Here is a 19,662-nt window from a genome sequence, read left to right on the forward strand (position 1 = left end):
GGGAACGATCAGTTAAACGTATCAGGCCAGTTCTTTGAGCCTGTGCCACAACATCCCCAGCGCCAACAACGGCGAACGCAGGTACTTCCCGCCCGGGAAGGTCATGTGCGGCACCTTGGCGAACAGGTCGAAACCCCCGCCTTGCTGACCGCTGATGGCTTCGGCCAGCAGCTTGCCGGCCAGGTGGGTGGCGTTCAGCCCATGACCGGAGTAGGCCTGGGCGTAATACACATTCGGCTGGTCCTTGAGCCGGCCAATCTGCGGCAGGCGGTTGGCGCCGATGCCGATCATCCCGCCCCATTGATAGTCGATCTTCACCCCGGCCAGTTGCGGGAAGACGTCGAGCATCTTCGGCCGCATATAGGTGGCGATGTCCGATGGATCGCGGCCGGAATAGTGGCAGGCGCCGCCGAACAGCAGGCGCCGATCCGCCGAGAGCCGGTAATAGTCCAGCGTCACTCGCTGATCGCAGACCGCCATGTTCTGCGGCAGTAATGCGTGGGCCTGCGCTGCGCTCAAGGGTTCGGTGGCGATGATGTAACTGCCGGCGGGCAGCACTTTGCCGCTGAGTTCAGGGTTAAGGTTGTTGAGGTAGGCGTTGCAGCCGAGCACCAGGGTCTTGGCGCGGACCAAGCCTTGCGCCGTGTGGACCTTGACCTCGCTGCCATAGTCGATGCGGGTCACGGCCGATTGTTCGAACAGCTTCACGCCCAGTTGCTGCGCCGCAGCGGCTTCGCCCAAGGCCAGGTTCAGCGGGTGCAGATGCCCGGAGCCCATGTCGATCAGGCCACCGACGTAGCGGTCGGAACCGACCACGCTGTGCATTTCGTGGGCTTGCAGCAGTCGGGTCTCATGGCGATAGCCGAGGCTGCGCAGCTCGGCCTCATCTTCGGCGAAACCTTCAAGGTCGCGAGGTTTGTTGGCCAGGTCGCAGTAACCCCAGGTCAGGTCGCAGGCGATCTGAAAATGCTCGATCCGTTGCCGGACTATTTCCACGGCTTCCAGGCCCATGAGCTTCATCTGGCGGACGCCGTCCGTGCCGATCACCTCGGCAAACTGATCGAGGCCATGACCCACGCCGCGAATCAGTTGTCCGCCGTTGCGCCCACTGGCGCCCCAGCCGATCTTGCGCGCTTCGAGCAGCACCACGCTGAGGCCGCGTTCGGCCAGCTCGAAGGCGGTGTTCAGCCCGGAGAACCCGCCGCCCACCACGCACACGTCAGCCAGCAGTTCACCTTTGAGTTCCGGATAATCGGGCTGCGGCAGGCTGCTGGCGGCGTAGTAAGACGCCGTGTGCCGGTTGTTCGGGGCAGGTTGCTGAACACGGACATTCATGTGCGTCATCCGGATTTCGTGTGTTTAGTCAATTTTACGGAGCATAAGCCGGACCTTTTGGCATGGGCAACACTGGTCGGCTAATGCTGTCTGGCGCGAGGCTTTTAGGGCAAAATCCCACCTCGTTCATTTTTCCGGTACTCGCTTCGATGAGCTGCAACAGTCAGAAAATCCGCGCTCTTCGCCAGCAGATTCCTTCGTTTGAGTGCGTACCCGGCTGCCATGACTGCTGTGGCCCGGTGACCACTTCGCCAGAAGAAATGTCGCGCCTGCCGCGTAAGACCAGGGCCGAGCAGGACGCTGCAATGGATGAGCTGAACTGTGTGCACCTGGGCCCCGATGGCTGCACGGTGTATGACGAGCGGCCGTTGATCTGTCGGTTGTTCGGCACCACTAAGACCCTGCCGTGCCCCAATGGCCGCCGCCCGGTGGAGTTGATCCATCCACGGGTCGAAAAGCAGATTCATGAATACATGGCCAGCACCCGGCAGGTGCTGGTTTAGTGTGATCGTCCCCATGCTCTGCGTGGGAATGCAGCCCGTGACGCTCTGCGTCACTTCAAGAGCCGAACGCGGAGCGTCCGATGAGGCATTCCCACGCAGAGCGTAGGAACGATCGGTGCGAATTCAATCCGGAATCGGCAGGTTCAGGCTCTCTTTCACTTCTTCCATCACGATATAGCTCTTGGACTCACGCACGTGGGGCAGCTTGAGCAGGATGTCGCCCAGCAGTTTGCGGTACGAGGCCATTTCGGAAATCCGCGCCTTCACCAGGTAGTCGAAATCCCCTGACACCAGGTGGCATTCCAGTACGTGCGGCAGTTTCAGCACGGCACGTCGGAACTCTTCAAAGGTATCGCCGGACTTGTAGTCGAGGCTGATCTCGACGAACACCAGCAGGCTGCCCTTGAGGTGCTGCGGGTTGAGCCTGGCGTTGTAGCCCATGATGATCCCTTCGCGTTCCAGGCGTCGCACCCGCTCAGTGCAGGGTGTGGTCGACAACCCGACTTTCTCCCCTAGCTCGGTAAACGAAATCCGCCCGTCTGCCTGAAGGATGCGCAGGATATTACGGTCGATCTTGTCCAACTCGCGTTTGGTCTGAGTATTGGTCCGCATAGGGGATGCGCCTCCGTAAAAAGGGATTTTGCCGAGAATTGTCGCCAAATATAGGTGCTTATATAGTGAAAAGCACTGGCTAATGTTTTTTACACTGCGCATATCTGTGATTTGAACAACAAACGTCAGCGGTAAGCCGCGATGAGGGATATGAAAATGCGCGTTCTGGTCTTGGGTAGCGGCGTCATCGGTACCGCCAGTGCCTACTATCTGGCTCGGGCCGGGTTTGAAGTAACGGTTGTAGACCGTCAGCCGGCTGCTGCCATGGAAACCAGTTTCGCCAACGCCGGCCAGGTCTCGCCGGGTTATGCCTCGCCGTGGGCCGCGCCGGGCGTGCCGCTCAAAGCTATCAAATGGTTGCTGCAACGCCACGCACCGCTGGCGATCAAGGCCACCGCCGATATCGACCAGTATCTGTGGATGGCGCAGATGCTGCGCAACTGCACCGCCAGCCGTTATGCGGTGAACAAGGAGCGCATGGTCCGTCTGTCCGAGTACAGCCGTGACTGCCTCGATGAACTGCGTGCTGAAACCGGCATTGCCTACGAAGGCCGCACCCTGGGGACCACTCAACTGTTCCGCACTCAGGCGCAGCTGGATGGCGCGGCAAAAGACATCGCCGTCCTGAAAGAGTCCGGCGTGCCATTTGAACTGCTCGACCGCGCCGGCATTGCCCGCGTCGAACCGGCGCTGGCCGCCGTGACCGATATCCTCGCCGGTGCCTTGCGCCTGCCGAACGACCAGACCGGCGACTGCCAGATCTTCACCACGCGCCTGGCCGAAATGGCCGTGAAACTGGGCGTGGAATTCCGCTTTGACCAGGACATTCAGCGCCTCGACTACGCCGGTGACCGGATCAACGGCGTGTGGATCGACGGCAAGCTGGAAACCGCCGACCGCTACGTATTGGCACTCGGCAGCTACTCGCCGAAGTTGCTCAAGCCGTTGGGCATCAAGGCCCCGGTGTACCCGCTCAAGGGCTACTCGCTGACCGTGCCGATCACTAATCCGGCGATGGCCCCGACATCGACTATTCTCGATGAGACCTACAAGGTTGCGATCACCCGTTTCGACACCCGCATTCGCGTGGGCGGCATGGCTGAGATAGCCGGTTTTGACCTATCGCTCAACCCGCGTCGACGCGAAACGCTGGAGATGATCGTCAACGATCTTTATCCTCAGGGCGGCGACCTGGCCGAGGCGAGTTTCTGGACCGGTCTGCGTCCGACCACACCGGACGGCACGCCGATTGTTGGCGCCACGCCGTTCAAGAACCTGTTCCTGAACACCGGTCACGGCACACTCGGCTGGACCATGGCGTGTGGCTCCGGCCGCTTGCTGGCTGACCTGATGGCGAAGAAAACGCCGCAGATCAGTGCCGAAGGCCTCGATATTTCCCGTTATGGCAACACCCCAAAGGAGTCTGAAAAGCATGTCAATCCAGCGCCAGCTCACCAATGAGCGCATGAGCCAGATCGTTGTCCACAACGGTACCGTGTATCTGGCAGGGCAAGTCGGCGACGACATGAGTGCCGGGATTGAACAGCAGACCCGTGAAACCCTCGCCAATATCGAGCGTTTGCTGGATCTGGCCGGGACCGACAAGACCAAACTGCTGTCGGTGACGATTTACCTGAAAGACATCGACGCCCATTTCAAGGGCATGAACAGTGTCTGGGACAGCTGGCTGCCAAAGAACGTCGCGCCCGCTCGTGCGACGGTTGAAGCCAAACTGTGCGAACCGGAAATCCTGGTTGAGCTGTCGGTAGTGGCTGCTCTGCCGTAGGGTCTGTTTAAGCTACGATCCCTCTCCCGGTGCTGCTGGCGGTTCACGCCGTCAGCCAGCGCCGGTTTTTTCTTCCTCATGACCGCCTAGAAGTCTGCCGCCATGCGTCCTGCCCGTGCCCTGATCGATCTTCAAGCCCTGCGTCATAACTATCAACTGGCCCGTGAAGTCTCGGGGGCGCGCGCCCTCGCGGTGATCAAGGCCGATGCCTATGGCCATGGCGCGGTGCGCTGTGCCCAGGCCCTGGAGGCCGAGGCGGACGGTTTCGCCGTGGCCTGCATCGAAGAAGCCCTGGAGCTGCGCGCGGCCGGTATTCGTGCGCCGGTTTTGCTGCTTGAAGGCTTTTTCGAAGCCGATGAGCTGTCGCTGATCGTTGAGCATGATTTCTGGTGTGTGGTGCATTCGCTGTGGCAGCTCGAAGCGCTCGAAAATGCCGCGTTGAGCAAACCGATCACGGTCTGGCTCAAGCTTGATTCGGGCATGCACCGGGTTGGCCTGCATCCGGCGGATTATCAGGCGGCGTATCAACGTTTGCTGGCCAGCGGCAAAGTCTCGAAGATCGTGCTGATGAGTCACTTTGCGCGTGCCGATGAGCTGCATAGCAGCAGCGCGGCAGAGCAGGTTGCGGTGTTTGAAGCGGCGCGCCAGGGTTTGTCGGCGCAGGTCAGCTTGTGTAACTCGCCGGCGGTGCTGGGCTGGCCGCAGGTGCCGAGCGATTGGGTTCGCCCCGGCATCATGCTCTATGGCGCGACACCCTTTGAAGAAGCCAATCCCGTGGCGGCACGCTTGCAGCCGGTGATGACCCTGGAATCGAAAGTCATCAGCGTGCGCGAGCTGCCAGCCGGTGAACCGGTGGGCTATGGGGCGAAGTTCATCACCCAGAAGCCGATGCGCATCGGCGTGGTTGCCATGGGCTATGCCGACGGTTATCCGCGTCAGGCGCCCACCGGCACGCCGGTGTTGGTGGCCGGGCAGCGCAGCCAGCTGCTGGGACGGGTGTCGATGGACATGCTCTGCATCGATTTGACCGATGTGCCGCAGGCCGGCCTTGGTTCTACCGTCGAGTTGTGGGGTAAAAACATCCTCGCCAGCGACGTCGCCATGGCTGCCGGGACCATTCCCTACCAGATTTTCTGCAACCTGCGTCGCGTGCCACGGCTCTATTCCGGGAGCTGAGGCGGGCTGTCGAGGCCGGAAGTCGCTTTGCCAAACAGGATTCAGACCCAAGTGTTGTAAATACTGAACGCTGTCGCCATGATAACGCTCACTATCCACACAATCTGAATCCTGGGAGGCTAATGCATTGGACGTCGGTGAACGACTGCAATCGATCCGTAAACTGAAAGGTCTATCCCAGCGAGAGCTCGCCAAGCGGGCAGGCGTTACCAATAGCACCATTTCGATGATCGAGAAAAACAGCGTCAGCCCTTCGATCAGTTCGCTGAGGAAGGTACTTGGCGGCATCCCCATGTCCATGGTCGAGTTCTTTTCCGAAGAAATTCTTCAGGAAAAACCGACGCAGATCGTCTACAAAGCCAATGAGCTGATCGATATCTCCGATGGCGCCGTGACCATGAAACTGGTCGGCAAGGCTCATCCGAGCCGTGCTATCGCGTTCCTCAACGAGATCTACCCGCCAGGCGCCGATACCGGTGAAGAGATGCTCACCCATGAGGGCGAGGAAACCGGAATTCTGCTCGAGGGTCGGCTGGAGTTGGTGGTCGGGCTCGAGACATTCGTGCTCGAGGCCGGGGACAGCTACTATTTCGAAAGCACCAAACCGCACCGTTTTCGAAATCCGTTCGATGCGCCGGCGCGACTAATCAGCGCAGCCACACCGGCAAACTTCTAGGAAAAGAGGCGTCCGGCAAGGTTTTGCGAGGCGCCCCATGCTGTATTTCGCCACGACTTAATACCCCTTGGACTTTAGGGTTGTTTCAGTGTGGCGGGCTAACCGCTATACTTGCGCCCGCCTGCGAAACCGTGGCCGTGGGCGTGACTAGCCACCATTGAGGGTGTACGCGTGAATCTAATTATGAAAATGCTGGCCGCACCAGCAACCGTATTGGCCCTTTGGGCAGTCAGCGCTCAAGCGTCGACCACTGACGATATCGCCAAACGCCTTGAGCCCGTCGGCCAGGTCTGTGTACAAGGCCAGGAGTGCAAGGGGATGGAAGTCGCTGCTTCGGTAGGCGGCGGTGCAGCGAAAACTCCCGATGAAATCATTGCCAAACATTGCAATGCTTGCCACGGCACGGGTCTGCTGGGCGCACCGAAAATCGGTGATGCTGCAGACTGGAAAAAACGCGCCGACAAAGAAGGCGGCACTGCTGCTGGCCTGGCGAAAGTAGCGTTGACAGGTCTCAACGCGATGCCACCAAAAGGCACGTGCAGTGACTGCGAAGTGAAAGACCTTGAAGGCGCTATCCAGAAGATGTCCGGCCTGAAATAAGCCCCGTCTTCAGTAAAAAAGCCGCTTGCGAGCGGCTTTTTTGTACCTGGGATTTGACCTCGAGACTGGTCATTACGATCAGGACGCGGCAAGCTCGGACCCACCTCAATTCATGGACAGGTCGGGAGGGTCTGATGGTGCAGTCGGTATCAATCGAACAGGCAGTCGACGATGTGCTCGCACGTTTGCCAGCGCATATACACCTCGGCCTGCCGCTGGGGCTGGGCAAGCCCAACCGTTTCGTCAACGCGCTCTATCAACGCATCGCCCAACTGCCCGAGCGGCAACTGACGGTCTACACCGCGTTGAGCCTGGGTCGTCCGGCATTGGGCGACGGCTTGCAGCGGCGCTTTCTGGAGCCCTTCGTCGAGCGAGTGTTTGGCGACTATCCCGAGCTGGATTTTCTCGCCGACCTGCACCGTGACAGCCTCCCGGCGAACATTCACATTGAGCAGTTTTTCCTGCAACCGGGCAGCTTGCTGCACAGCGACTCGGCGCAGCAGGACTACGTCAGCAGCAACTACAGCCACGCGGCGCGCGATATCAATGCCGCCGGGTTGAACCTGGTGGCGCAATTAGTGGCCCATGACCCGCAACAGCCGGATCGACTGAGCCTGAGCTGCAATCCGGACATCACCCTCGACCTGTTGCCGATGATCGCCAAGCGCCGCGCCGCCGGGGAAACCATTCTACTGCTCGGCCAGGTTCATCGGGATCTGCCATACATGCCGGGGGACTCGGAAGTCGACCGTGGGGCGTTCGATTTGCTGATCGACGAGGAGGAGGGCAGCACGCTGTTTTCCACGCCGAACATGCCGGTGGGTTTTCAGGATCATTTCATCGGCCTGCACGCCAGCACTCTGGTGCGAGACGGTGGAACCCTGCAAATCGGCATCGGTGCCATGGGCGATGCGCTGACCGCCGCGTTGTTGTCACGGCAGGCGGATAACGACAGCTACCGTACGCTGTTGACGGACCTTGATGTGCATTACTGGGCGCCACTGATCAGTCGTGAAGGCGGTATGGAGCCCTTCGCCAAGGGGCTTTATGGTTGCAGCGAGATGTTCGTCAACGGTCTGCTGGCGTTATCCGATGCCGGGATCGTGCGGCGCAAGGTTTATCCGAGCGTCGCCCTTCAACAGCACGCCAATGCCGGGACCCTGGATGAGTCGGCTCAAGTGGGTGGCATCTCGATTCACGGTGGATTTTTCCTCGGGCCGCGCAGTTTCTATCAGCGGTTGCGGGATTTACCCCACAACAAGCTCGCTGAATTCAACATGACCGCCATCAGCTACATCAACGAACTGTACGGCCAGGAAGAACTAAAACGCTTGCAGCGCCGGGATGCGCGTTTCATCAACAGCGCGTTCACCATGACCCTGCTCGGCGCTGGCGTTGCGGATCAGTTGGAGGACGGGCGGGTGCTCAGTGGTGTCGGCGGGCAATACAACTTCGTCGTCCAGGGCCATGCGCTGGAAGGCGCGCGCTCGATTCTGATTTTGCGCAGCTGGCGTGAGTCGGGCGGTGAAGTGAGCTCGAACATGGTCTGGATGTACGGTCACTGCACGATTCCGCGGCACTTGCGCGATATTGTGATCACCGAATACGGCATCGCCGATTTGCGCGGCAAGACCGACGCCAAGGTGATCGAAGCGTTGCTCAACATCAGCGATTCACGCTTCCAGCCAGGCTTGATCGAACAGGCGCAGAAGGCCGGCAAACTGCCGAAGGATTTTCGCCTCGATCCGCGTTTCACCGATAACAGCCCACAGCGCTTGCAGGCGATTGCTGCGCGGCACCCGCGGTTGTTTCCGGAGTATCCGTTGGGCAGTGATTTCAGCGGTGAAGAGCGGGATTTGTTGCGGGCGCTGAACTGGCTCAAGAGCAAGTTCAAACTCACCGAGATTCTGGAATTGGGCAAGGCTGCGCTGGATGCGCCGGAGCCGTCGGAGTACCCGGCCCATCTGGAACGGATGCAGCTGACGAAGCCAGAAGGCTTGAAGGAGGACTTGTATCAGCGGTTGCTGCTGGCGGGCCTGAAGGCCACAGCCCAAGCCTGATCGTTCCCACGCTGATCGTTTGATCGTTCCCACGCGGAGTGGGAGCGATCACTGCAGGAGGTTATTCGATAAAGGTCACGACGCCGTCGGCCAAGGACTTGACCCGGGCCAGGGATTCGACGCGGTAGCCTTGCGCGTCCAGCTCGGCGCGGCCGCCCTGGAACGACTTCTCGATCACGATACCCAGGCCTGCCACGGTGGCGCCGGCCTGTTTGATGATCGAGATCAGCGCCTGCGACGCCTTACCGTTGGCCAGGAAGTCGTCGATGATCAGCACGCGGTCACTGCTGGTCAGATGACGTGGGGAAATGGCCACGGTGCTTTCGGTTTGCTTGGTGAACGAGTAAACGCTCGCCGACAGCAGGTTTTCAGTCAGGGTCAGGGACTGGTGCTTGCGGGCGAAGATCACCGGCACACCGAGGTTCAGACCGGTCATGATCGCTGGAGCGATGCCCGATGCTTCGATGGTGACGATCTTGGTGATCCCCGAATCCTTGAACAGCGTGGCGAATTCGTCGCCGATCAGCTTCATCAATTGCGGGTCGATCTGGTGGTTCAGAAAGGCGTCGACTTTCAGGACCTGGTCGGAAAGCACGATGCCTTCTTCGCGAATTTTCTTGTGCAGTGCTTCCATGAAGCTTCCTCATAAAGCGCGTTAAGCGCCAAAAAGTCGGTTAAAAAGTAGCCGATTCTAGCGCTTTAACATCGCGCGGATATCCGCCAATGCACTGTTGCCACGCACGGCTTTGACTTCGGTCGGGGTGTCGTCGTTGCCTTCCCACGCCAGGTCGTCCGGCGGCAGTTCATCGAGGAAACGGCTCGGCGAGCAGTCGATGATTTCGCCGTACTGTTTGCGCTTGGCGGCAAAGGTAAACGCCAGGGTCTGGCGTGCGCGGGTAATCCCGACGTAGGCCAAACGGCGTTCTTCTTCGATGGTGTCGGCTTCGATGCTGGAGCGGTGCGGGAGGATTTCCTCTTCCATGCCCATGATGAACACGTAGGGGAATTCCAGACCCTTGGAGGCGTGCAAGGTCATCATCTGTACGCCTTCGGCGCCGTCTTCCTCTTCCTGCTGACGTTCGAGCATGTCGCGCAATACCAGCTTGCCGATCGCGTCTTCGACGGTCATTTCGCCGTCTTCGTCTTTTTCCAGGGTGTTTTTCAGCGCCTCGATCAGGAACCAGACGTTACCCATGCGGTAGTCGGCGGCCTTGTCGCTGGAGCTGTTGGTCCGCAGCCAGTTCTCGTAGTCGATGTCCATGACCATGCTGCGCAGGGCGGAGATCGGGTCTTCGCCGGCACACTGCTCGCGCACGCGGTCCATGAAGCGCTTGAAGCGCGCCAGACGATCGGTGAAGCGGCTGTCCAGGTGCTCGCCCAGGCCGATTTCATCGGTCGCGGCATACATCGAGATCTTGCGTTCGGTCGCGTAGTTACCGAGCTTTTCCAGCGTGGTCGAACCGATTTCCCTGCGTGGGACGTTGATCACCCGCAGGAAGGCGTTGTCGTCATCCGGGTTCACGATCAGGCGGAAGTAGGCCATCAGGTCTTTGACTTCCTGACGTCCGAAGAAGCTGTTGCCACCGGAAAGTCGATAAGGGACCTGGTGGTGTTGCAGCTTCAGCTCGATCAACTTGGCCTGGTAGTTACCGCGGTAGAGGATTGCGAAATCGCTGTACGGGCGGTCGGTGCGCAGGTGCAGGCTGAGGATTTCCACGGCCACGCGCTCGGCTTCAGCGTCTTCGTTGCGGCAGCGGATCACCCGGATCTCGTCGCCGTGGCCCATCTCGCTCCACAGCTGTTTTTCAAACTCGTGGGGATTGTTCGAGATCAGCACGTTGGCGCAGCGCAGGATACGGCTGGTGGAGCGGTAGTTTTGCTCCAGCATCACTACTTTCAAGGACGGATAGTCGTCCTTGAGCAGCATCAGGTTTTCCGGGCGGGCACCGCGCCAGGCATAGATTGATTGGTCATCGTCGCCTACCACGGTGAACTGGTTGCGCGTGCCGATCAGCAATTTCACCAGCAGGTACTGGCTGGCGTTGGTGTCCTGGTATTCGTCCACCAGCAGGTAGCGGACTTTGTTCTGCCACTTTTCGAGAATGTCGGCGTGTTCCTGGAACAGCTTCACCGGCAGCAGGATCAGGTCGTCGAAATCCACTGCGTTGAACGCCTTGAGCGTGCGCTGATAGTGGGTGTAGACGATGGCGGCGGTCTGCTCCTTGGGGTTGCGGGCGTTTTCCAGGGCTTCGGGCGGCAGGATCAGGTCGTTCTTCCAGGCGCCGATCATGTTCTTGATCTCGTCGACGCCGTCGTCGCCCGAGTATTCCTTCTGCATGATGTCGGTCATCAAGGCCTTGACGTCGGTCTCGTCGAAAATCGAGAAACCGGGCTTGTAGCCCAGCCGCACATGCTCCTTGCGGATGATGTTCAGCCCAAGGTTGTGGAACGTGCACACCGTCAGACCGCGTCCTTCACCACCCTTGAGCAATGTGCCGACCCGCTCCTTCATCTCGCGCGCGGCCTTGTTGGTAAAGGTCATGGCGACGATGTACTGGGCACGAATGCCACAGCTCTGGATCAGGTGGGCGATTTTGCGGGTGATGACACTGGTCTTGCCGGAGCCAGCACCGGCGAGCACCAAAAGAGGGCCGCCGACGTAGCTCACGGCTTCTTGCTGCCGGGGATTGAGTCGGGACATGACGGAAAAGGGAGTCGTTTGCGAAAAGGGCGGGCATTTTAACAGGATGCACAGATTCTGCTGCCTCTCTCCGACTTGTGACGTACCACGCTATCTTAATTTGCCGGTTTTGTTACTTTCCCGCAGGATGCGTGCTGAATTGGCGACTACTAATGTTCGATTCATCGCGGTACAACAGACTGTTTGATAATCAATATCATTTGTCATTGTTTATCTGCGCGTCATAATGCCCGCCGCCAACATCTTTTGCAGAGTCTAGGGAGCTAGCTTGTCTACGCCTGTCGAACCCTTGCGTTTGCTGCTTCTGGCCGAAGAGCCAGCGTGGGCAGCGTTGTTACGCGAGTGTCTGGCTCCTATGGGGAGCTCGGCTGTGCTGATCAGTGCACCGACCTGGGAGTCGGTGAGCAGTCTATTTGCTGACAACCGCAGTGCGGTCCTGTTGACCATTCCCGCACTTCAACCGGAGCCGGGCCGTTGCAGCCTGCCGACGGTGCTATTGCTCGAACATGAACCGTCCACCCCACCGGACGGCGTCAGCGACTGGCTGGTTCGCGATGCGCTGGATGTGGATACATTGCGCCGCTGCCTGCGTCATGTGCGTGAGCGCGGCGTGCTCGAAAACACTTTGCAGCGTCTCGCCGAGCAGGACCCGCTGACCGGGATTGCCAACCGCCAGGGTTTTCAGACCCTGCTGGCGGCGCGCCTGGCGGAGAACGACGGTCGTGGCCTCGCGCTGGGGCACCTCGACCTCGACAACTTTCGACACGCCAACGACGCCCTCGGCCACCAGGCCGGTGACCGGTTGATCCTGCAAGTGGTCTCGCGGCTAAAAAGTCAGCTCGAAGCCGGTGATCAACTGGCGCGTCTGGGCAGCGACGAATTCGCCTTGCTCATCGATACCCGCCGCGCGCCGCAGCGCGCGGAGTGGATGGCCGAACGCATCACCGAAGTCATGGCCGAACCCTACTGGGTCGACGGCGAAAGCCTGTTGATCGGCTGCAGCCTGGGCATCGCCCACGCGCGTGCGCAGGCTGGCGCCGACCCGCTGATGTGGCACGCACACATCGCCATGCAGCAGGCCAAAAGCACCCAAGGCTGCACCTTTCATATCTTCAATGAACGCATCAACCGCAACGCGCGCAGCCTCGCCGATCTTGAAAGCGAACTGCGCCGGGCCTTGCGCCGCGATGAGCTGGAATTGCATTACCAGCCGCGGCTGAACCTCGACGACGGGCAAATCGTCGGCCTCGAGGCTCTGGTGCGCTGGCGTCATGGCGAGCGCGGGCTGCTACCGCCGAGCGAGTTCGTGCCGCTGGCCGAGCAGAGCGGTTTGATCGTGCCGTTGGGGTACTGGGTGATTTCCCGTGCCTTGCGTGACATGCAGGCGTTGCGCGAACGCGGTCTGCCGCCGTTGCACATGGCGGTCAACCTGTCGTTCCGGCAGTTCCAGGACAGTCAGTTGCTGTCGACGTTGAGCCGGCTGATTGCCGAGCGCGGGGTTGAAGCGCAGTGGCTGGAGTTCGAACTGACGGAAACCGCCGTGATGCGCCGCAGCGATCTGGTCAAACAGACCATGGACGCTTTGGGGCGTCTGGGCGTGCGTTTTTCCCTGGACGATTTCGGCACCGGTTTTTCGTCATTCGTGCACCTCAACAGCCTGCCGATTGCCTTGCTGAAAATCGACAAAAGCTTTGTCGGTGGCATGGAGATGCGTGAGGAAAATCGCAAGCTGGTCCACGCGATGATCAACCTCGCCCACAACCTCAACCTGGAAGTGGTCGCCGAGGGCGTTGAAACGCCTGAACAACTTGAGCTGCTGCGTGATTTTGGTTGTGATCAGGTGCAGGGCTACCTGATCAGCAAGCCGTTGCCGCTGGCCGAGCTGGTTGAATATCTGACGTTTGGCAGTAGCCAACAGGCTGTCCTGGCTTAACGAAACCCGAGCAAGGCTTGCCCGCGATGGGATCACTGCGGTGTATCTGATACAACGCGTGATATCCATCGCGGGCAAGCCTTGCTCCTACGGGTTAATCAGGTTGGACGGTGCTGTACTGCACTGCCTGTTCCGGTTGTTCACGGCGGATCATCCGCTTCATCTTCCATTCGAACGCCAGCGTCAGGCTTACGGCCGAGCAGGCCAGTCCCAGCGCCAGACCCCACCAGACGCCAGTCGGCCCCCAATGGAGGTGGAAAGCCATCAACCACGCCGCCGGAGCGCCGATCAGCCAATAGCAGGCGAGGCCGACCAGGAAGGTAGTCTTGGCGTCCTTCAGACCGCGAATACAGCCCATGGCGATGGTTTGCGTGCCGTCGAAAAACTCGAACCACGCCGCCACCATCAACAGGCTCACGGCCAACTGAATGACCTCGCGGAACGCCGGGTCGTTATGGTCCAGGAACAGCCCGACCAGTTGGTTCGGCAACAGCCAGAAGACCATGGCAAACCCGAGCATCGCCGCGCCACCAAAGGCAATCCCGACCCGCCCGGCCAAGCGCGCATCGAGCAGCTGCCCGGCGCCGTAGTGCTGGCCGATGCGCATGGTGATCGCATACGAAAGCCCCGCCGGAATCATGAACGCCACCGAGACGATTTGCAGGGCGATCTGATGCGCCGCCAATTGCGTACTGCCCATGGTGCCCATGCACAACGCGGCAAACGCAAACAGGCCGACCTCCACCGCGTAGGTGCCGCCAATCGGCAGGCCCAGGCGCCACAGCTCGCGCAAGTACTGGCGATTGGGCCGTGACAGGCCCTTGCGCAGTGGGTACGCGTCGTAAGCCGGGTGCCGGCGAATATGCCAGGCCAGGCCCAGCGCCATGCAGTTGGCGACGATGGCGGTGACCAGACCAATTCCCATCAAGCCCATTTTCGGCAGGCCGAACATGCCGGTGATCAGCGCATAGTTGAGCAGGAAGTTGGCCACGGTCCCGACGAGGCTGATGACCATCACCGGCGTCGTCCGGCCAATGGCGCTGGTAAAACCGCGCAGGGCCATGAAACTCAGGTAGCCGGGCAGGGCGAACGGCAGAATCAACAGGAACTGGCCGGCCGCATGCACGTTGCTTTCAGTCTGGCCGAACAGCAACAGCACCGGTTTGAGGTTCCACAGCAGCAGACCCGCCACCAGCGCCATCAACCACGCCAGCCAAAGCCCGGCCTGGGTCAGCCGCGTGGCGCCTTCAATGTCGCCGGCACCCTGCCGGATCGCCACCAGCGTGCCGACCGCCGCGATCACGCCGATACAGAAAATCGACACGAACGAATAGCTCGCCGCGCCCAGGCCGCCACCGGCCAAGGCCTCCGGGCTGAGCCTGGCCATCATCAAGGTATCGGTGAGGATCATCAGCATGTGCGCCAACTGCGAGGCAATCAACGGCCCCGCCAGCCGCAGGATGGCCCAGAGTTCGGTACGTGCTGGATGCTGCATGATCATCACGCTCGTTTAGTCAGAAAAATCGGGAAGGGTTGATTCTCGGCGCTCGCAAGCGTTTGCACAAAGGGATAAAAACGATTGCTCGCATGACTAAAACTCATGCCTCGGAGTTTCTGATAAGGTTTCGGGGTCGCGCTATAGGAGCTTTCCTGATGTCTCGTCGTCTTCCTCCGTTATATGCCCTTCGCGCTTTCGAGGCCGCGGCGCGGCACAGTTCATTTACCCGTGCAGCAGAAGAACTGTCGATTACCCAAAGCGCCGTCAGTCGCCATGTGCGTACGCTGGAGGAGCATTTTGCCTGTCGGCTGTTTCAGCGCAGCGGGCGCAATTTACAGCTGACCGAGGCCGCGCGTTTGCTGCTACCTGGCGTGCGTGAAGGTTTTGGTGCGCTGGAACGGGCCTGCAATACTTTGCGCGCCGAAGATGACGTCTTGCGCATGAAAGCCCCTTCGACCCTGACCATGCGCTGGCTGCTGGCACGACTCAGTCGCTTCCGGCATTTGCAGCCGGGCAACGAAGTGCAACTGACCAGCGCCTGGATGGACGTCGACTCGGTGGACTTCAATCATGAACCGTTCGATTGCGCAGTGTTGCTGAGCAACGGGCATTTTCCACCGGACTGGGAGGCCAGTTACCTGTTCCCGGAACTGCTGATCCCGGTCGGCTCACCGAACCTGTTGAATGATCAACCATGGGATGTCGAGCGGCTGGTCAGCACTGAACTGCTTCACCCGACTCCCGATCGTCGTGACTGGCGCAGTTGGCTGGAGCGCATGGGCCTTTCAGAGCAGGTGTCGCTCAAGGGCGGGCAGGTGTTCGACACGCTGGAACTGGGGATGATTGCTGCTGCCCGGGGTTATGGGGTGTCGATGGGCGACTTGCTGATGGTGGCCGAAGATGTGGCTCAGGGCCGCCTGAGTTTGCCGTGGCCGACCGCCGTTGCCAGCGGTCTGAATTATTACCTGGTCTGGCCGAAAACCCGTCCTGGCGGTGAACGTTTGCGCCGTCTCAGCGATTTCCTTCAAGGCGAAGTCCAGTCCATGGAGTTGCCGGATGTCGAGCAACTGAGCTGAACCGATGCAGCTGCCGGTCGAGTGCGCGCGGTCGAATGATGTTTTGCGGTGATTATGCTGTTTTTAAGCTTGCTGAAACGTTTCATCGGCGCTATAAAAATCGCACAACTCCAAGAAAGGCTTTCACCATGACCCCGCTCAAACTGCTCGTCACTCTCGGCGCAATGACCGCTGCCTCCCACGTTATGGCTTGGGATTACGTGTTGCTCGACACCGACAAGGCTGCCCAGAACCAGCAAATCACCAGCCAGCAGCTCGGTGTGAAAACCGACAAACCGTTTTCCGTGACCCTGCGCACCCTGCACGGTGGTCGGCAGGAGGGCGTCAGCATCGTCGACATTGATAACGGCACGATGAAACTCTCGGTGGTGCCGACCCGTGGGATGAACGTCCTGCAGGCGTCAGTAGGCAATGTGCGTATGGGTTGGGATTCGCCGGTCAAGGACGTGGTCAATCCATCCTTCATCGAACTCAACGGCCGTGGCGGATTAGGCTGGCTCGAAGGCTTCAACGAACTGGTCGCCCGCTGCGGCTACGAATGGGTCGGCCACCCCGGCATGGACAACGGCGAACTGCTGACCCTGCATGGCCGCGCCGCGAACATTCCGGCCAGCAAAGTCACTTTGCACATCGATGAAAAGCCGCCCTATGCCATCAGCCTGCGTGGTGAGTTGAAAGAGCAGGCGTTCAAGAAAGTCGACTTCTCGGTGAGCACCGAACTGGTCACCGAACCTGGCAGCGTGCGATTCGCCCTCAATGACACCCTGACCAACAACGGCGACTATCCGAAGGAATACCAGGCGCTCTACCACAGCAACTTCAGCACCCCGTTCCTGGAACAGGGTGCCCGCTTCGCCGCGCCGGTGAAGCAGGTGTCACCGTTCAACGACAAGGCCAAGGGGGATTTGCCCGACTGGCAAACCTACCGCGCACCGACCAAGGACTATGACGAAACCGTCTACAACGTCGTGCCGTATGCCGATGCCAAGGGCGACACGCTGACGGTGCTGCATAACAAGGCGGGCAGCCTCGGGGTGTCGGTTGGCTTCAATACCAAGCAATTGCCGGTGTTCTCCCTGTGGAAAAACACCGATACCCAAGGGCAGGGCTATGTCACGGGGCTGGAGCCGGGGACGAGTTTTTCCTACAACCGCCGGTATCAGCGGCCACTGAACCTGGTACCGACGATTGCGGCCAAGGAGCAGAAGCAGTTCCAGATCAGCTACAGCTTGCTGGCGGATAAAGCGGCTGTGGATAAAGCGTTGGCACAGGTGAGTGAGATTCAGGGTGGGCGGGAGACTGAGGTAAGGCAAACACCGTTAGTGGATCTCACCAAGGAATAACCTCGGCTAGTGCGTGGTCGGTCGATACTGCAACGCTTCGGCCAGATGCTCGCGGGTGATGCCATCGACTTGTTCAAGGTCCGCCAGGGTGCGCGCCACCTTGAGCAGTCGGTGTGCCGCTCGTAGCGACAAGGTCAATCGTTCGCATGCGGTTTCCAGCCAGGTTTCGTCGGCTGTGGATAACGTGCAGTGTCGGCGCAGGCCCGGCAAATCGAGGAAGGCATTGGCGCACCCCTGGCGTTTGTGTTGCCGCTCCCTTGCGTCCGCGACCCGGGCGGCGGCGGTTACGGTGTCATCGCCGGGTTTTGCTGCCGGATTCAACGCCGTGACTTCGCGGGCAACCGTCAGGTGCAGATCAATTCGGTCCAGCAGCGGCCCCGACAGCTTGTTCCGATAACGCTGGATCTGGTCCGGAGAACAACAGCAGCGTCCGCTCGGCTCGCCGAGATATCCACAGGGGCAGGGGTTCATGGCGGCCACCAGTTGAAAGCGCGCGGGAAAACGTACGCGGTCACGGGCCCGGGAAATCACGATGCACCCCGACTCCAGCGGTTCTCTCAGCACCTCCAGCACCTTGCGATCAAACTCCGGCAGCTCATCGAGGAAGAGGACGCCATGGTGGGCGAGGGTGATTTCACCTGGCTGTGGTTTCGAGCCTCCGCCCACCAGTGCCGGGCCGGACGCCGAATGGTGTGGCTGGCGGAACGGTCGTTGCGGCCAATGGCTCAACGGCACACAGCTGGTGACCGATTGAATCGCCGCGACTTCCAGCGCTTCGCTCTCGGCCAGTGGCGGCAGCAGCCCGGGCAAGCGACTCGCCAGCAGGGTTTTCCCCGTCCCCGGTGGTCCGCTGAACAGCAGGTTATGAGCCCCCGCAGCAGCGATCAACAAGGCACGCTTGGCCGCAATCTGGCCCTGTACCTCATTTAAATCGGGGTAGGGTTTGCTGGCGTAGAGCAAACCATTGGACACAAACGGTTCTACGGGCGTGTGGCCATTGAAGTGCGCGACCGCCTCCAGCAGATGATCCACCGCAATGACCTTCAGTCCTGAGGCCAGGCACGCTTCCTCGGCATTTGCCCGCGGCACCATCAGTGATCGTCCGGCCTTGCGCGCCGCCAGCGCCGCCGGCAATACACCACGAACCGCCCGCACTTCGCCAGACAGCGCCAACTCACCCAGACACTCGACGTCATCCAGCGTCAGGGTCGGCACCTGCACACTGGCAGCCAGAATCCCCAGGGCGATCGCCAGGTCGAATCGTCCGCCGTCCTTCGGTAGGTCAGCCGGGGCAAGATTCAAGGTGATGCGCCGCGCCGGAAATTGCAGCCCGGAATTGATGATCGCACTGCGCACCCGATCCTTGCTTTCCTTCACCGCAGCTTCCGGCAACCCCACCATCGTCAGCGACGGCAAGCCGTTGGCCAAATGGACTTCTACAGTGACGGCGGGCGCTTCCACACCGATCTGGGCGCGGCTGTGGACGATGGCCAGAGACATGATCATTCCTTGAGTTCGCGAGAACCGCTTCCTGCGGTTTTTTGAAGGGTAGTTGTGGCGTAGCGGTTTAGTGCGACGGCTGAGGAGCGAAACCTTCGCAGGATGTTGCGGGTGTCGGGGCATAGGGGGCGAGAACGGAAAAAAACCGCCGTTCAGGCGGTTTCTTTGGACGGAGGATTCAGGCTCTTACACCGGCGAGCCACCCTGACGGCTCAAGCTCTTTGCCGCGACTTCAAGGAATCGGCGCTGATTGGCTGAAACGTTGCCAGCTAACCGGAGTGCTTCGGCATGAAATTCAGCAATCAACAACGGTTTGGCTTTTTGCTTTTTGTGTTTCATCGGCGCCTTTTGCGAAATGGTTTGCGGGCCTATGAGCGTAAAGGGTGATGATGGGGTTAGAGCAATCGGAATTGACGCGGATTTTTGTAAGTGAAGGCCCGGATGCTAGGGCGCTTTTGAAGCGATTCAGGTAGTCCATTTCCGATAATTTTGAAGGGTGGCCGAGAGGTAAAGCCGTGGGTTTGCTTTTATGGATGCTGGCTATACACTCAGGATTAATGCATAACGTTAAGCTTTAAATTATGATCGTTAGCTTTAAGTGTTCTGAGACTGAGTACCTGTTTCGCAACGGTAGGACCCGTCTGTGGTCAGCCATTCTGAGTGTCATAGAACGAAAGCTGACGATGCTTGATGCTGCTGCCGTGCTGATGGACCTTCGATCACCGCCGGGCAATCGTCTGGAGGCGCTGGAGGGCAATCGCAAAGGACAGCACAGCGTCCGTATCAACGCTCAATGGCGAATTTGCTTTATTTGGGGTCCTAATGGGCCGGAAAATGTCGAAATCGTCGATTATCACTGAGGT

The 19,662-nt window shown here is 59.9% G+C and carries 17 protein-coding genes; 11 read left to right on the forward strand and 6 right to left on the reverse strand.

Going from position 1 to position 19,662, the window contains the following annotated elements; genetic code table 11:
• Nucleotides 1-21: 21 nt before the first annotated feature.
• Nucleotides 22-1,335 (reverse strand): FAD-binding oxidoreductase, encoded by a 1,314-nt coding sequence (locus tag FPT12_RS00440; protein WP_145014158.1) that lies wholly within the window; start codon nucleotides 1,333-1,335, stop codon nucleotides 22-24.
• A gap of 149 nt (nucleotides 1,336-1,484) precedes the next feature.
• Between FPT12_RS00440 and FPT12_RS00445 the strand changes: the two genes are divergently transcribed.
• Nucleotides 1,485-1,838: a YkgJ family cysteine cluster protein gene (locus tag FPT12_RS00445; protein WP_145014159.1), complete on the forward strand. Its 354-nt coding sequence runs from the start codon at nucleotides 1,485-1,487 to the stop codon at nucleotides 1,836-1,838.
• Between the two features lie 123 nt (nucleotides 1,839-1,961).
• Here FPT12_RS00445 and FPT12_RS00450 read toward each other — a convergent pair whose 3' ends face one another.
• Nucleotides 1,962-2,450 (reverse strand): Lrp/AsnC ligand binding domain-containing protein, encoded by a 489-nt coding sequence (locus FPT12_RS00450; RefSeq protein ID WP_003206849.1) that lies wholly within the window; start codon nucleotides 2,448-2,450, stop codon nucleotides 1,962-1,964.
• A gap of 156 nt (nucleotides 2,451-2,606) precedes the next feature.
• On the opposite strand from FPT12_RS00450, the gene dadA reads away from it, so the two are divergent.
• From dadA to FPT12_RS00480, 6 genes are all read left to right on the forward strand, one after another.
• The gene (gene dadA / locus FPT12_RS00455; RefSeq protein ID WP_145014160.1) at nucleotides 2,607-3,911 is read left to right on the forward strand and encodes a D-amino acid dehydrogenase; all 1,305 of its coding nucleotides are present in this window, start codon (nucleotides 2,607-2,609) and stop codon (nucleotides 3,909-3,911) included.
• Entirely contained in the window at nucleotides 3,883-4,236 is a 354-nt protein-coding gene (locus FPT12_RS00460; RefSeq protein ID WP_145014161.1) for a RidA family protein, read from the forward strand. Before dadA ends, FPT12_RS00460 begins: the two co-directional genes overlap by 29 nt.
• A 102-nt stretch (nucleotides 4,237-4,338) precedes the next feature.
• Nucleotides 4,339-5,412, forward strand: coding sequence for an alanine racemase (gene alr, locus FPT12_RS00465; protein WP_123581082.1), 1,074 nt, complete (start codon nucleotides 4,339-4,341; stop codon nucleotides 5,410-5,412).
• A gap of 127 nt (nucleotides 5,413-5,539) precedes the next feature.
• Nucleotides 5,540-6,088 (forward strand): cupin domain-containing protein, encoded by a 549-nt coding sequence (locus FPT12_RS00470; RefSeq protein ID WP_019694258.1) that lies wholly within the window; start codon nucleotides 5,540-5,542, stop codon nucleotides 6,086-6,088.
• A gap of 183 nt (nucleotides 6,089-6,271) precedes the next feature.
• Nucleotides 6,272-6,688 (forward strand): cytochrome c5 family protein, encoded by a 417-nt coding sequence (locus FPT12_RS00475; RefSeq protein WP_019694257.1) that lies wholly within the window; start codon nucleotides 6,272-6,274, stop codon nucleotides 6,686-6,688.
• 134 nt (nucleotides 6,689-6,822) lie between these two features.
• Entirely contained in the window at nucleotides 6,823-8,748 is a 1,926-nt protein-coding gene (locus tag FPT12_RS00480; protein ID WP_145014162.1) for an acetyl-CoA hydrolase/transferase C-terminal domain-containing protein, read from the forward strand.
• 61 nt (nucleotides 8,749-8,809) lie between these two features.
• Here FPT12_RS00480 and FPT12_RS00485 read toward each other — a convergent pair whose 3' ends face one another.
• Entirely contained in the window at nucleotides 8,810-9,382 is a 573-nt protein-coding gene (locus FPT12_RS00485) for a xanthine phosphoribosyltransferase (protein WP_054594631.1), read from the reverse strand.
• Nucleotides 9,383-9,439: 57 nt separating this feature from the next.
• Nucleotides 9,440-11,449: a DNA helicase Rep gene (rep, locus tag FPT12_RS00490; RefSeq protein WP_054594630.1), complete on the reverse strand. Its 2,010-nt coding sequence runs from the start codon at nucleotides 11,447-11,449 to the stop codon at nucleotides 9,440-9,442.
• A gap of 268 nt (nucleotides 11,450-11,717) precedes the next feature.
• Between rep and FPT12_RS00495 the strand changes: the two genes are divergently transcribed.
• Nucleotides 11,718-13,382, forward strand: coding sequence for a bifunctional diguanylate cyclase/phosphodiesterase (locus FPT12_RS00495; RefSeq protein WP_145014163.1), 1,665 nt, complete (start codon nucleotides 11,718-11,720; stop codon nucleotides 13,380-13,382).
• A gap of 94 nt (nucleotides 13,383-13,476) precedes the next feature.
• Here FPT12_RS00495 and FPT12_RS00500 read toward each other — a convergent pair whose 3' ends face one another.
• Nucleotides 13,477-14,877 (reverse strand): NorM family multidrug efflux MATE transporter, encoded by a 1,401-nt coding sequence (locus FPT12_RS00500; RefSeq protein ID WP_145014164.1) that lies wholly within the window; start codon nucleotides 14,875-14,877, stop codon nucleotides 13,477-13,479.
• 158 nt (nucleotides 14,878-15,035) lie between these two features.
• Here FPT12_RS00500 and FPT12_RS00505 point away from each other — a divergent pair, with 158 nt between their 5' ends.
• Both FPT12_RS00505 and FPT12_RS00510 read left to right on the forward strand, forming a co-directional pair.
• Nucleotides 15,036-15,956, forward strand: a complete 921-nt coding sequence (locus tag FPT12_RS00505) for a LysR substrate-binding domain-containing protein (RefSeq protein WP_145014165.1) — start codon at nucleotides 15,036-15,038, stop codon at nucleotides 15,954-15,956.
• A gap of 128 nt (nucleotides 15,957-16,084) precedes the next feature.
• Nucleotides 16,085-17,299: an aldose 1-epimerase family protein gene (locus FPT12_RS00510; protein WP_145014166.1), complete on the forward strand. Its 1,215-nt coding sequence runs from the start codon at nucleotides 16,085-16,087 to the stop codon at nucleotides 17,297-17,299.
• A gap of 6 nt (nucleotides 17,300-17,305) precedes the next feature.
• Here FPT12_RS00510 and FPT12_RS00515 read toward each other — a convergent pair whose 3' ends face one another.
• Complete coding sequence (locus FPT12_RS00515) at nucleotides 17,306-18,799, reverse strand: YifB family Mg chelatase-like AAA ATPase (protein ID WP_145014167.1); 1,494 nt, start codon at nucleotides 18,797-18,799, stop codon at nucleotides 17,306-17,308.
• 581 nt (nucleotides 18,800-19,380) lie between these two features.
• On the opposite strand from FPT12_RS00515, the gene FPT12_RS00520 reads away from it, so the two are divergent.
• Complete coding sequence (locus tag FPT12_RS00520) at nucleotides 19,381-19,659, forward strand: type II toxin-antitoxin system RelE/ParE family toxin (RefSeq protein WP_145014168.1); 279 nt, start codon at nucleotides 19,381-19,383, stop codon at nucleotides 19,657-19,659.
• Nucleotides 19,660-19,662 lie beyond the last annotated feature (3 nt).

The sequence above is a fragment of the Pseudomonas sp. H3(2019) genome (assembly GCF_007713465.1).
In the GTDB taxonomy this organism is placed as follows: Bacteria; Pseudomonadota; Gammaproteobacteria; order Pseudomonadales; family Pseudomonadaceae; genus Aquipseudomonas.